Genomic DNA, 13,543 nt, shown 5'->3' with positions numbered 1-13,543 from the left:
GACGCGCGGCGCGGCGCGCCACGCGATCACTTACTTGCCGCGCCGCGCGAAGCGCAGCGTCGTGCCGTCGTCGGTGACGAGCAGCAGCTCCTGCGGCTCGCGCATCTGTACGCCGGTTTTCGCGAGATGGGCGAGCGCGTCGAGATAGTCGCGCTCGAGCTTGCCGCCGAGCGAGCCGGCGCAGGCCATCCGGGTGCCGGCGAGCGGGCTGAAGCCGAGCACGCCGTTCTTCACGTCGTAGGTGCCCACGTAGCGGTTGCAGCCCGAAAAGCCCGAGACGCGCCGCACGCCGGTCTCGGTCGACAGCGCGAGCTTGATCGGCTCGCCGTTGTCGCCGTGCGGAATCTGGCGCGACGAGCCGTCCGCGTTCTGCCAGGCGACCAGCTCCCAGCGCGTATCGTCAAGCAGCTGGACCGCGGCCGGGTTGAACGGATCGGGCGCGGGCGCGCCGGAATCGGGGTGGGTGGGCATGGCGCAGGCGGCGAGAAGCGTGGCGACGGTCAGCGCGCCGAGCGGCGCGCGCAGCGGACGGGCGACGCGAAGGCAGGCGCGCGCGGCCGCGGGAAAATCGAACATGGCCTCGTTCCTCTTTCATGGGGCTGGCGAAGCCGTAAGGGTAACGCACTCGGCTTGTCGGAGGCGAGCGGACCATTGCCGCGCGGAATCGTTCGCGGCCCGCCGCGCGCGGCAAAAACGCGATTCGGCGCAGGGGGGCCGCGTGTTAACATCGCGACTCGCTTTCGCCATCCACCATCCAGCGGGAATTCTCATGCAGATCGGCCAGCGGCTCGGTACGCCGCTTTCTCCGTCCGCCACGCGCGTCATGCTGCTCGGCGCGGGCGAACTGGGCAAGGAAGTCATCATCGCGTTGCAGCGGCTCGGCGTCGAAGTGATCGCCGTCGACCGCTATCCGAACGCGCCGGGCCACCAGGTCGCGCATCGCGCGCACGTGATCGACATGACGGACCCGGCGGCGCTGCGCGCGCTCGTCGAAGCGGAGCGGCCGCACCTGATCGTCCCGGAGATCGAGGCGATCGCGACCGACGCGCTCGCCGCGCTCGAGGCCGACGGCGTCGCGGAGGTGATTCCGACCGCGCGCGCGACCCAGCTCACGATGAACCGCGAAGGCATCCGCCGGCTGGCCGCCGAGACGCTCGGGCTCGCCACCTCGCCGTATGCGTTCGCGCAATCGTTCGACGAATTCCGCGCGGCGGTCGCGCGGATCGGCTATCCCTGCGTCGTGAAGCCGGTGATGTCGTCGTCGGGCAAGGGCCAGTCGGTCGTGAAGGGCGAGGCCGACGTCGAGGCCGCGTGGCAGCATGCGCTCGCGGGCGGCCGCGTGAATCACGGCAAGGTGATCGTCGAGGGCTTCGTGCGTTTCGACTACGAGATCACCCAGCTCACCGTGCGCGCGCTCGATCCGGCCAGCGGCGAGACGCGCACCTATTTCTGCGAGCCGGTCGGCCACCTGCAAGTGGCCGGCGACTACGTCGAATCGTGGCAGCCGCAGCCGATGAGCGCGGCGGCGCTCGAGCGCGCGCGCGAGATCGCGCATCAGGTCACCATGGCGCTCGGCGGCCGCGGGCTGTTCGGTGTCGAGCTGTTCGTGCGCGGCGACGAGGTGTGGTTCTCGGAAGTCAGCCCGCGCCCGCACGACACCGGGCTCGTCACGCTCGCGTCGCAGCGGCAGTCGGAATTCGAGCTGCATGCGCGCGCGATCCTCGGGCTGCCGGTCGATCCGGCCTTGTCGACGCCCGCCGCGTCGGCGGTCATCTACGGCGGCCTCGATGCCGCGGGCATCGCGTTCGAGGGCGTGCGCGACGCGCTCGCGGTGCCGGGCTCGGACCTGCGCCTGTTCGGCAAGCCCGAGAGCTTCGCGAAGCGGCGCATGGGTGTCGCGCTCGCGACCGGCGCGACCGTCGACGAGGCCCGCGCGCGCGCCGCGCAGGCCGCCGCCGCGGTGCGGCCGGTGGCCGCGGACTGACGCGTCGCGATGCGGCGCCAAGAGGAGTGGTGAATGGCAAGGCTCATGAAATGGCTGTTGATCGCCGCGCTGAGCAGCGCGGCGACGGGGTGCGGGCTGGCCGCCGCGCCGTGCCGGGTCGCCTCGGCCGGGCTCAAGATCGTGCCGGTCATCGGGCACGTGGCGGCTGCGCCGACCGATGCCTGCGCGACCGTGATCGACCCCTGAATTCAGGCGGATCGGCCGCCGATTGTTTGTGACGATGTGACGAGGACCCGCATGAACCTGCAAGCCTCCCTCGCGCTGGCGTTGGCCGCCGGCCTTTTCGCGGCGGGCGCCGCGCGCGCCGCGCAACTGACCGTCGAGGAAATCGACGCGGACGCGCGCCAGACCGTCGCGTACCAGTGCGCGGACCAGAAGCAGCCGGTGCGCGTTTCGTACTGGCACGCGGGCAACGGCCAGGGCTTCGCGCTCGTGCCGGTGAACGGGCAGCGGCTGCTGTTCGTCGACACGGTGTCGGCGTCCGGCGCGAAGTACCAGGCGGGCCGCTACACCTGGTGGACCAAGGGGCGCGATGCGAACCTGTACGATGACATCGCGGGCGATCAGGCGCGCCCGCTGCTCGCCGATTGCAGCGAGATCCAGAAGAAGCGCAGGCGCGGCTGACACGCCGCCCGGCGCATGCTTCACCGGGCTGTCATCGGCCCGGTACGAGGCAATGCTACAATGCTGCCCTTTCTGCCGGCACGTCCGCCGGACCGAGCTTCGCGCGCGGCCCACGGGGTCGTGGCGCCCGGCGGCGCCGCGCGGCGCGCCGCGGCTCCGTCTTTATTCCGATGTTTGTGTCGCAGGCAGCCCGACGTCCGGTGCTGCCGCGCGCTTGATGTCCCGCCGCGCCTTTTGAGCGAAACGCCACCATGTCCGATTCTGTTGCCAAGCCTGTCGACGCGACTTTCGACCAGTTCGGTCTTGCCGCCGATATCCTGAAAGCCATCGTGGAGCAGGGCTATACGACGCCGACGCCGATCCAGGCCAAGGCGATTCCGGTCGTGCTGTCCGGCCGCGACGTGATGGGCGCCGCGCAAACCGGCACCGGCAAGACCGCGAGCTTCTCGCTGCCGATCCTCCAGCGGCTGTTGCCGCAGGCCAACACCAGCGCATCGCCCGCGCGCCACCCGGTGCGCGCGCTGATCCTCACGCCGACCCGCGAGCTGGCCGATCAGGTCGCCGCGAACGTGCATGCCTACGGCAAGCACACGCCGCTGCGCAGCGCGGTGGTGTTCGGCGGTGTCGACATGAACCCGCAGATGGCCGAGCTGCGGCGCGGCGTCGAGATCCTGATCGCGACCCCGGGGCGGCTGCTCGACCACGTGCAGCAGAAAACCGCGAATCTCGGCCAGGTCCAGATCCTCGTGCTCGACGAAGCCGACCGCATGCTCGACATGGGCTTCCTGCCCGACCTGCAGCGGATCCTGAACCTGCTGCCGAAGGAACGCCAGACGCTGCTGTTCTCGGCGACCTTCTCGCCCGAAATCAAGAAGCTCGCGTCGACCTACCTGCGCGATCCGCAGACGATCGAAGTCGCGCGCAGCAATGCGACGGCGACCAATGTCACGCAGATCGTCTACGACGTCGCCGAGGGCGACAAGCAGGCGGCCGTGGTCAAGCTGATCCGCGAGCGCGCGCTCAAGCAGGTGATCGTGTTCTGCAACAGCAAGATCGGCGCGAGCCGCCTGTCGCGCCTGCTCGAGCGCGACGGCGTGGTGGCCACCGCGATCCACGGCGACCGTTCGCAGAGCGAGCGGATGCAGGCGCTCGACGCGTTCAAGCGCGGCGAGATCGAGGCGCTCGTCGCGACCGACGTCGCCGCGCGCGGCCTCGACATCGCCGAGCTGCCGGCCGTGATCAACTTCGACCTGCCGTTCAACGCGGAAGACTACGTGCACCGGATCGGCCGTACCGGCCGCGCGGGCGCGTCGGGCGACGCGCTGTCGCTGTGCAGTCCCAACGAACGCAAGCAGCTCGCGGACATCGAGAAGCTGATCAAGCGCACGCTGCCGCTCGAAACGCTCGCGATCGAGGCGCCCGCGCGGCATCGCCGCGACGAGCGGAGCGAGCGTGGTGAGCGTGGGGAGCGGAGCGAACGCGGCGGCCGCCGCGAGCGCGACGAGCATCGCGGCCCGGGCGTGCGCCGCGCCGGCGGCGAGCGCTCGTACCACGCGCGCCGCGAGGCGCCCGTCGACGAATTCTTCCTGAAGCCGTACGAGCCGTCGCAGGCGGCCAGCCGTCCGGCGGACGAGCCGGACGCATCGCAGCCTGAGAAGAAGGCCTCGAAGCAGCCCCTCGCGGCGCTGCTCGGCGGCTTCGGCATGCCGCGCAAGACCTCGTCGTCCTGAGCGGCGACGGTCGCGCGACCGTCCCTGCCACGGCCCGACCGGCGCAAGCCGGCCGGGCCGTGTTCATTTCGGGGCGGGATGAAGGCGCGGCGTCAGCGTGCGTCCGGGCCGAAGCGCGCGGCCCAGGCGGCCGTCGCGGCGGCGAGCCAGCTGTCGAGCGCGGCGTCGGGCGCGACCGAGGGCGCGAGGCCGAGGTGCGCGGCCGCGGCCGCGAGCGCGGGCAGCGGCGGGCCGTCGTCGAGCGCCGCCGCGCCGGTCTGCTTGCTGAGCTTGTCGCCGTGCGCGTCGACCACCACCGGCACGTGCAGGTAGGCCGGCACGGGCAGGTCGAGGCACTGCTGCAGGTAGATCTGGCGCGGCGTGGAGTCGAGCAGGTCGGCGCCGCGCACCACGTGCGTGATGCGCGCGTCGCCGTCGTCGACGACGACCGCGAGCTGGTAGGCCCACAGGCCGTCCGCGCGTTTCAGCACGAAGTCGCCGACCTCGGTCGCGAGATCCTGCGATTGCGGGCCTTGCCAACGATCGTCATAGCCGACGCGCGCGGCGGCGCCGTCGGGCACCCGCAGCCGCCAGGCGCGCGCGGGCCGGCCGTGCAGGCCGTCGCGGCAGGTGCCGGGATAGGCGAGGGTGGTGTGGCGCGCGTGCGCGTTGCGCAGCGAATCGGTGATTTCCTTGCGGGTGCAGCCGCACGGATACGCGCGGCCGGCCGCGAGCAGCCGCTCGAGCGCGGCCGTGTAGGACGCGCCGCGCGTGCTTTGCCGGACGACCGGTTCGTCTGCGGCGAGCCCGAAGCGCGCGAGTGTCGCGAGGATCGCGTCGGCGGCGCCGGGCACCGTGCGCGGACCGTCGATGTCCTCGATCCGCACGAGCCACGCGCCGTCGTGCGCGCGCGCGTCGAGCCAGCTCGCGAGCGCGCCGACCAGCGAGCCGAAGTGCAGCGGCCCGGTCGGCGAGGGCGCGAAGCGTCCGCGATAGCCGCTCATGCGCGCCGGCGCGTCAGGCCGCCGCGTCGTTCGCGCGCGAAGCCGGGTGGCAGGCGGGGCAGGATGCCCCATGCACGTACAGCGGCGATTGCTGGTCGGCGGCCGGCACCACCGCGCGGCACGCGAAGCAGGTGGCGTCCGCGGTGGGCGCCAGCTGCGGATTCAGCGCGGTGCGGTAGTCGAACACGAAGCAGTCGCCGTGATAGTGCGCGCCGCCGACTTCCTCGAAGTACTTGAGGATGCCGCCTTCGAGCTGGTAGACGTGGTCGATGCCGATTTCCTTCATGTGGATCGCCGCCTTCTCGCAGCGGATCCCGCCCGTGCAGAACGACACCACGGTCTTGCCTTCGAGGTCCGCGCGGTTCGCGTCGATCACCTCGGGGAATTCGCTGAACTTGTCGATCCGGTAGTCGAGCGCGTGGTCGAAGGTGCCGACGTCGACCTCGAACGCGTTGCGCGTGTCGAGCATCACGACCGGCCGGCCCGCGTCGTCGTGGCCCCGGTCGAGCCAGACCTTCAGCGTGCGGGCGTCGACGGCGGGCGCGCGGCCCAGCTCGGGCTTGATCGCCGGCTTCTTCATCGTGATGATCTCGCGCTTCTGGCGCACCAGCATGCGCCGGAACGGCTGCGCGTCGGACAGGCTTTCCTTGAACTGCAGGGTCTGGAACCTGCCCTCGAACAGGGGATCGTGGCGCAGGTAGTCGACGAAGGCGTCGGTCGCCTCGCGCGAGCCGGCGATGAACAGGTTGATGCCTTCGGGGGCGAGCAGGATGGTGCCGCGCAGGTCGAGCGCCTGGCAGCGCGCGAGGACGAGCGGCCGCCAGGTTTCGATCGAGTCGATCGACACGAAGTGGTAGGCGGCGAGATTGACGGTGGACATGGTGATCGGGCGACGAAGCGACGGCCGCCGCCGGCGCGTTCGCGAAATCAGGGCGCGAAGCGGGGCCGGATGGGGCCGAATCGGTGGAAACGGAAACCGCCATTATCCCGCAAACGCGGGCCGCGGCGTACCCGGCCCGCGCGCGGCGGCCGCGTCCGGTTGCCGCGGCGCGCGGGCCGCCCGCCCCGCGGGCCGCGATTTTTTTGGCCGGGCCGGATCATGGCCCGGCGACGACGCGGCTACAATAGCGCCCATGTCAGATCCCCGCTTCGTCCATCTCCGCGTTCACTCCGAATTCTCGATTGCCGACGGCATCGTGCGCATTGACGACATCGTCAAGGCAGCCGCCGCGGACGGCCAGGGCGCGCTCGCGCTCACCGACCTCGGCAACGCATTCGGCCTCGTCCGTTTCTACACGGAAGCCCGTGGCAAGGGCATCAAGCCGATCGCCGGCTGCGATGTCTGGATCGCCAATCCCGATGATCGGGACAAGCCCGCGCGCCTCTTGCTGCTCGTCAAGGACAAGCGCGGCTACCTGAATCTCTGCGAGCTGCTGTCGAAGGCGTGGCTCACGAACCAGCACCGCGGCCGCGCGGAGCTCGACGCGGCCTGGCTCGACGGCGAGCTGTCGCAGGGCCTGCTCGCGCTGTCGGGCGCCCAGCAGGGCGACATCGGCCTCGCGCTCGCGGCGGGCAACGAGGAGGCGGCCCGCCGTCACGCGGCGCGCTGGTCGAAGGTGTTCCCGGGCGGCTTCTACGTCGAACTGCAGCGCTACGGGCAGCCGGGCGCCGAGGCCTACATCCAGCAGGCCGCGACGATCGCCGCCGAGCTGAAGCTGCCGGTGGTCGCCACCCATCCGCTGCAGTTCATGTCCGACGACGATTTCACCGCGCACGAGGCGCGCGTGTGCATCTCGGAAGGCGACATGCTCGCGAATCCGCGCCGCCAGAAGCGCTTCACCACCGCGCAGCGATTCATGTCGCAGGACGAAATGCTCGCGCTGTTCGCCGACCTGCCGTCGGCGATCGCGAACTCGGTCGAGATCGCGAAGCGCTGCAACCTGACGCTCGAGCTCGGCAAGCCGAAGCTGCCGCTGTTCCCGACGCCCGACGGCATGTCGCTCGACGACTACCTCGTGCAGCTGTCGAAGGAGGGCCTGGAAAAGCGCCTCGCGCAGCTGTACCCGGACGCGGCGGAACGCGACCGCCAGCGCGACACCTACTACCAGCGCCTCGACTTCGAGTGCGGCACGATCACGAAGATGGGCTTTCCGGGCTACTTCCTGATCGTCGCGGACTTCATCAACTGGGCCAAGAACAACGGCGTGCCGGTCGGGCCGGGGCGGGGCTCGGGCGCGGGTTCGCTGGTCGCCTACGCGCTCGGCATCACCGACCTCGACCCGCTGCGCTACAACTTGCTGTTCGAGCGCTTCCTGAATCCGGAGCGGGTGTCGATGCCCGACTTCGACATCGACTTCTGCCAGCACGGCCGCGATCGCGTGATCCAGTACGTGAAGGAGAAGTACGGCGCGGACGCGGTGTCGCAGATCGCGACCTTCGGCACGATGGCCGCGAAGGCGGCGGTGCGCGACATCGGGCGCGTGCTCGATCTCGGCTACATGTTCACCGACGGCGTCGCGAAGCTGATCCCGTTCAAGCCGGGCAAGCACGTGACGATCGCGGACGCGATGAAGGAGGAGCCGCTGCTCCAGGAGCGCTACGACAACGAGGACGAGGTGCACCAGCTGCTCGACCTCGCGCAGCGCGTCGAGGGGCTGACCCGCAACGTCGGGATGCACGCGGGCGGCGTGCTGATCGCGCCCGGCAAGCTGACCGACTTCTGCCCGCTGTACACGCAGGGCGACGAAGGCGGCGTGGTGAGCCAGTACGACAAGGACGACGTCGAGGCGGTCGGCCTCGTGAAGTTCGACTTTCTGGGCCTGACCACGCTGACCATCCTCGACTGGGCCGAGCGCTACATCCGCCGGCTCGACCCGTCGAAGGCCGACTGGTCGCTCGCGCAGGTGCCGCTCGACGATCCGACCTCGTTCCAGATCCTCAAGAAGGCCAACACGGTCGCCGTGTTCCAGCTGGAAAGCCGCGGCATGCAGGGCATGTTGAAGGATGCGCAGCCCGACCGCTTCGAGGACATCATCGCGCTCGTGTCCTTGTACCGCCCGGGCCCGATGGACCTGATCCCGAGCTTCTGCGCGCGCAAGCACGGCCGCGAGAAGGTGGATTATCCGGATCCGCGCGTCGAGCCCGTCCTGAAAGAGACCTACGGCATCATGGTCTATCAGGAGCAGGTGATGCAGATGGCGCAGATCATCGGCGGCTACTCGCTCGGCGGCGCCGACTTGCTGCGCCGCGCGATGGGCAAGAAGAAGCCCGAGGAGATGGCCAAGCACCGCGAGATCTTCGCGGAGGGCGCGGCGACCAACGGCCTCACGCGCGAGAAGTCCGACGAGATCTTCGACTTGATGGAGAAGTTCGCGGGCTACGGCTTCAACAAGTCGCACGCGGCCGCCTACGCGCTGCTCGCGTACTACACCGCGTGGCTGAAGGCGCACCATCCGGCCGAATTCATGGCGGCCAACATGACGCTCGCGATGGACGACACCGACAAGGTGAAGATCCTGTTCGACGATTGCGCCGTGAACAACCTCGCCGTGCTGCCGCCCGACATCAACCAGTCGCACTATCGCTTCGAGCCGGTCGCCGAGGCCGACGGCAGGCGTTCGCGCACCATCCGCTACGGCCTGGGCGCGGTGAAGGGCAGCGGCCAGAACGCGATCGAGGAGATCCTGCGCGCCCGCGAGGAAAAGCGCTTCACCGACCTGTTCGACTTCTGCGATCGGATCGACCGGCGCATCGTGAACCGCCGCACGGTCGAGGCGCTGATCCGCGCGGGCGCGTTCGATTCGCTGCACGAGAATCGCGCGCGGCTGCTCGCGTCGGTGCCGCTCGCGATGGAAGCCGCCGAGCAGGCGGCCGCGAACGCGCTGCAGGCGGGCCTGTTCGACATCGGCGGGGAATCGACGCACGAGCACGAGCTGGTCGACGAACCGGCCTGGGACGACAAGCGCCGGCTGCAGGAGGAGAAGGGCGCGCTCGGCTTCTACCTGTCGGGGCACCTGTTCGATTCCTACCGCGACGAGGTGCGCCGTTTCGCGCGCCAGAAGCTCGGCGAGCTGAAGGAAGGCCGCGACCGGCTGGTGGCCGGCGTGATCGCGTCGCTGCGCACCCAGATGACCCAGCGCGGCAAGATGCTGATCGCGCTGCTCGACGACGGCACCGGCCAGTGCGAGATCACGATCTTCAACGAGCAGTTCGACGCGAACCGCACGCTGTTCAAGGAAGATGAACTGCTGATCGTGCAGGGCCAGGCGCGCAACGACGCGTTCACGGGCGGCATCCGCTTCACCGCGGATGCGGTGATGGACCTCGAGCGCGCGCGCAGCCGCTACGCGCAGGCCGTGCGCCTGACGGTCAACGGCAATGCCGACGCGGACGCGCTGCGCCGCGTGCTCGACGCGCACGCGGCGAAGGCCGACGCTGCGCCGCCCGTCGAGGCGCCCGCGCCGCGCGGCGGACGCGACCGCGACGGCGGCCGTCGCGCGGCGCCGCCGCTGCCGAACGGCCTCCAGGTGCGGATCGCGTACCGCAACGCGCGCGCGCAGGGCGAGATGCAGCTCGGCGAGGCGTGGCGCGTGAAGCCGAGCGACACGCTGCTCGCGGAATTGCGCGCGGCGTTCGCCGGCAGCATCGTCGAAATCGCCTACTGACCGGACCGGCGCGGCCGCCCTGCGCGGCGCGCCGCGCGGGAATCGCGTACATTGCCAGCCTCATCAGCCCGCTCCACGGAAGCAACCGCCTTGGCCGCTCTCTTTTCCGACTCGCGCCCGCCGCGCAGCATCCTCGTCGTCGCCACCCGCCGCATCGGCGACGTGCTGCTGACGACGCCGCTCGTCCGCTCGCTGAAGGCGCGCTGGCCCGAGGCGCAGATCGACATGCTGGTGTTTCGCGGCACCGAGGGCGTGCTCGAGGGCAATCCCGACCTGCGCCGGGTGATCCTCGTCAAGCCGCGCGCGAAGTTCGGCGAACGGCTGCGCGACGCGGCCGCGCTGTGGCGGCGCTACGACCTCGCGTGCGCGGCGCTCAGCTCGGACCGGCCGCGCTTCTACGCGTGGTTCGGCGGCAGGCAGCGGGCCGGCCTCGTCGATCCGGAACGGGTCAGCTGGTGGACCCGCCTGATGCTGAACCGTATCGCGATCAATCATCATGCGTCCGCGCATACCGTGGTGAGCACGCTCGCGCTGGCGTCCGCGCTCGGCATCGAGCCGGTCCCGCAGGTGGTCGCGCCGGGCATCGGCGCGGACCCGGCGGCGCGCGCGCGCTTCGACGCGCGGCTCGCGGCGTCGGCGGCGGTCGCGGCGGGGCGGCCGCTCGTCGTGCTGCATCCGTATCCGATGTATGCCTACAAGCAATGGCGCGCCGACGGCTGGGTCGCGCTCGTCGGCTGGCTGCGCGCGCGCGGCTATGCCGTGGCGCTGAGCGGCGGCCCGGCCGCGAACGAGCGCGCGTATGCGGACGAGATCGCGGCGCGGGCGGGCGGCGACCTGCTGAACCTGGTCGGCGAGCTGAGCTTCGCCGAGAGCGCCGAGCTGGTGCGGCGCGCGCGCCTGTTCATCGGCCCCGATACCGGCGCGACCCATGTCGCGGCGGCCACCGGCACGCCGACCGTCGCGCTGTTCGGGCCGTCCGATCCGGTGCGCTGGGGCCCCTGGCCGCAAGGTTGGCCGGCCGACCGCAATCCGTGGCCGCTGCGCGGCTCCGGCCGCCTGGCCAATGTCTATCTGATGCAGGGAGAGGGCGACTGCGTGCCGTGCCGGCACGAAGGCTGCGAGCGCCATGTCGACAGCCGCAGCGATTGCCTCGTGAATCTGAGCGTGGCGCGCGTGACCGGCGCGGCGCTCGAGATGCTGGGCCTGCCGGCCGAGGCGCCGGCGGCTCCAGAGGTTGCGCCGATCGATGTGTCGGCGCTGACGCGGCCGCCGCGCGCGGGCTGACGGCCGCTCAGACGGCGGGCGCGACCCGGTAGCCGGGCGCGGCGCGGTGGCCGCAGCCGAGCAGGATGCCGGCGAGCAGCACCAGCAGGTGGCCTTCCGCGAAGTCGAGCAGCAGCGAGTTGGCGAGGCTGCCGATCGCGAAGATCGCGAGCCACGCGTACAGCAGCTGCCGCGCGCGCGGATCGAGCGCGCAGCCCGTCCGGAAGATCTGCACGAGCAGGTTGAGGAACAGCAGCAGGCCGACCGCGCCGAGCTGAACCGCCATCAGCAGGTACTCGTTGTGCGGGTTCGAGGTGAGGATGCCCTCGGCCTTCGTGCGGCCTTCCGCCAGCTTCGCGAACTCATACTGCAGACCGCCCGCGCCATAGCCGAGCACGGGCCGCTGCACGTACAGGTCGAACCCCTTGCGATACCACTCGAGCCGCAGGCCGGTCGAGGTGATCGCGTCGTGCTGCTGGTAGTCGCGGATTTCCGTCGTGACCTTCGTCAGCCGGCCGCCCTGCATCGTGCAGGCGGCCACCACCAGCGCCGCCACGCCGGCGAGCAGCAGGCCCGCCGCGAGCGCGGCGCGCAGCGGCGCCTTGCGGCGCTGGATCAGGATGAAGCGCAGCGCGACCACGAACGCGAGCAGCACCGCGATCAGCTGGCCGGTGCGGCCCTGCAGCATCACGAACACGTTCAGCAGCGCGAGCACGCCGACCGCGGCGAACGCGAGCCGCGCGCGGCACGACCGGGTGGACAGCGCGAAGTCGAAGGCCTGGTAGAACAGCAGCGCGCCGAACATGCCTGCCGCGATGTGGTTCTTGAACACCCAGGCGCGCGACAGCGGCAGCTCGGTGTGATAGGCCGGGCCCAGGTGGGTGAGGCCGAGGTAGTTGGTCGTCGACAGCAGCAGGATCACGCACAGCGTGAGGAACCAGCTCCAGCGCGTGGCCGTCGCCCACGACGGGTGCGCGTCCTTGAAGACGAGCACCGCGAACGGCAGCAGCAGCAGCTTGTTGTATTTCGCGACCCATTCCCAGGCCACCGAGGTCGGCGTCATGACCGTGTACGAGACGCTCAGCGCGAGCGCGCCGAGCAGCAGCAGCGCGGCGAGCGAGGCGCGTTGCCGCACCAGCGAGGGGAGGTTGCGCCAGAATTCCGGCGCGCTCAGCGCGGCGACGGCGAACAGCGCGCAGAACACGTTGGTGAGCGCCGTCGAGACGGGCACCATGCACAGCGCGATGAGGGCGAAGACGCGGGCGGCGATCAGGCGCCGTGAAATGGGGGTTGGAACAGATTGCATCGGAACGGGCCAGAGGTGAAAAGGCGCGGCGCTCGGGCCGCGTCGGCGCGCGGCGGAGCCACGACGGACAGCAGCGCAGTATACGTGATGCGGATCGGCGCGCGCGCCTGTTTGGCGCGGCGCGTTCAGCCGAATGCGCGCTTGATGCGCGAGCGCAGCAGGGCGCGCTTGAGGCTGCCGTCGACGGGCGGATCGGCGAGCGCGAGCGTCGCGCCGGCCGGTTCGCCGCGCCGCAGGTAGAAGCGGTCGAAGGTGGCCTGCGTCATGCCCCACTTGGCGAGGAACTGCTTGCGGCCGTTGTTCTTGATGACCTTGCCGGTGCTTTTCTGCTGGAAGTGATAGACGAGACTGTCTCCGACGCCGAGGAAGATCCGGCAGCCCGCGTCCCACATCTTCATCGAGAAATCGTTGTCGCTGCTCATGCCGGGGCTCAGCTCGCTGCTGTAGCCGCCCACCCGGTGCCACCAGTCGCGGTGGACCAGGGTCGGCGGCCAGGTCGCGCCGAGCCAGTCGCCGCGCGCGAGCGAGGCAGTCGCCTCGGCGAGGCCCGCCGCGTCGAAGCGGTCCGCGTCGCGGCCGAAGTCGCGCACCACCACGCACGGGTTGCCCGTGTCCACCGGCTCGATCATCGTGCCCGACAGCATGAAGCGCGTGTCCGGCATGTGCGCGAGGCGCGTCGCGAGCGCGGCGTCCCAGCCCGGGCAGCAGTACATGTCGTCGTTCATGTAGACGATGTAGTCCTGCGTGGCGCGCGCGGCGGCGAGGTTCACGGCGTGGCAGATGCCGATGTTGGTCGGCGACGCGGTGTAGTCGAGGCCTTCGCTGCGCACCCAGTCCAGCGTGCCGTCCGAGCCGTCGTTCACGTGCACGATGATCTGGTGCGGGTGGCGCGAATGGGTGCGCAGGCTCTCGATGACGAGCCGCAGGTACGGGAGATTGTTCCAGGTCGGGATGATGATGGAGAACAT

The 13,543-nt window shown here is 70.6% G+C and carries 11 protein-coding genes; 6 read left to right on the top strand and 5 right to left on the bottom strand.

The features are described from left to right. Window positions 1-30 precede the first annotated feature (30 nt). The gene (locus tag AC1RQF_RS16625) at window positions 31-576 is read right to left on the bottom strand and encodes an META domain-containing protein (protein ID WP_273998474.1); all 546 of its coding nucleotides are present in this window, start codon (window positions 574-576) and stop codon (window positions 31-33) included. Window positions 577-769: 193 nt separating this feature from the next. Between AC1RQF_RS16625 and purT the strand changes: the two genes are divergently transcribed. From purT to AC1RQF_RS16605, 4 genes are all read left to right on the top strand, one after another. Then, window positions 770-1,984 carry a formate-dependent phosphoribosylglycinamide formyltransferase gene (gene purT, locus AC1RQF_RS16620; protein ID WP_492872499.1) on the top strand — a complete coding sequence of 405 codons (1,215 nt, stop codon included), beginning with the start codon at window positions 770-772 and terminating at the stop codon, window positions 1,982-1,984. A gap of 45 nt (window positions 1,985-2,029) precedes the next feature. Then, the gene (locus AC1RQF_RS16615) at window positions 2,030-2,191 is read left to right on the top strand and encodes a DUF6726 family protein (RefSeq protein WP_337995327.1); all 162 of its coding nucleotides are present in this window, start codon (window positions 2,030-2,032) and stop codon (window positions 2,189-2,191) included. 51 nt (window positions 2,192-2,242) lie between these two features. Next, a complete protein-coding gene (locus AC1RQF_RS16610) occupies window positions 2,243-2,629 on the top strand; it encodes an MliC family protein (RefSeq protein ID WP_273998471.1) in 387 nt (128 codons plus the stop codon). Between the two features lie 251 nt (window positions 2,630-2,880). Continuing rightward, window positions 2,881-4,359, top strand: a complete 1,479-nt coding sequence (locus AC1RQF_RS16605) for a DEAD/DEAH box helicase (protein ID WP_492872498.1) — start codon at window positions 2,881-2,883, stop codon at window positions 4,357-4,359. Window positions 4,360-4,451: 92 nt separating this feature from the next. On the opposite strand, the gene gluQRS is transcribed toward AC1RQF_RS16605, so the two are convergent. Both gluQRS and AC1RQF_RS16595 read right to left on the bottom strand, forming a co-directional pair. Next, window positions 4,452-5,342 carry a tRNA glutamyl-Q(34) synthetase GluQRS gene (gene gluQRS / locus AC1RQF_RS16600; RefSeq protein WP_273998468.1) on the bottom strand — a complete coding sequence of 297 codons (891 nt, stop codon included), beginning with the start codon at window positions 5,340-5,342 and terminating at the stop codon, window positions 4,452-4,454. 13 nt (window positions 5,343-5,355) lie between these two features. Then, window positions 5,356-6,222 (bottom strand): sulfurtransferase, encoded by an 867-nt coding sequence (locus AC1RQF_RS16595; RefSeq protein WP_273998467.1) that lies wholly within the window; start codon window positions 6,220-6,222, stop codon window positions 5,356-5,358. Between the two features lie 253 nt (window positions 6,223-6,475). Here AC1RQF_RS16595 and dnaE point away from each other — a divergent pair, with 253 nt between their 5' ends. Next, the gene (dnaE, locus tag AC1RQF_RS16590; protein WP_274004238.1) at window positions 6,476-10,006 is read left to right on the top strand and encodes a DNA polymerase III subunit alpha; all 3,531 of its coding nucleotides are present in this window, start codon (window positions 6,476-6,478) and stop codon (window positions 10,004-10,006) included. 90 nt (window positions 10,007-10,096) lie between these two features. Then, on the top strand, window positions 10,097-11,290 hold the full coding sequence (locus AC1RQF_RS16585) for a glycosyltransferase family 9 protein (RefSeq protein ID WP_492872497.1): 1,194 nt from the start codon (window positions 10,097-10,099) through the stop codon (window positions 11,288-11,290). 7 nt (window positions 11,291-11,297) lie between these two features. Here AC1RQF_RS16585 and AC1RQF_RS16580 read toward each other — a convergent pair whose 3' ends face one another. Together AC1RQF_RS16580 and AC1RQF_RS16575 are read right to left on the bottom strand one after the other, a co-directional pair. Further along, complete coding sequence (locus tag AC1RQF_RS16580; protein WP_492872496.1) at window positions 11,298-12,575, bottom strand: O-antigen ligase family protein; 1,278 nt, start codon at window positions 12,573-12,575, stop codon at window positions 11,298-11,300. Window positions 12,576-12,700: 125 nt separating this feature from the next. Beyond that, a complete protein-coding gene (locus AC1RQF_RS16575; protein ID WP_492872495.1) occupies window positions 12,701-13,543 on the bottom strand; it encodes a glycosyltransferase family 2 protein in 843 nt (280 codons plus the stop codon).

The organism is Burkholderia sp. GW821-FHT14F03, assembly GCF_058803765.1.
The sequence above is the reverse complement of the archived record's forward strand: the minus strand, read 5'-3'. Positions and strand labels throughout refer to the sequence as shown.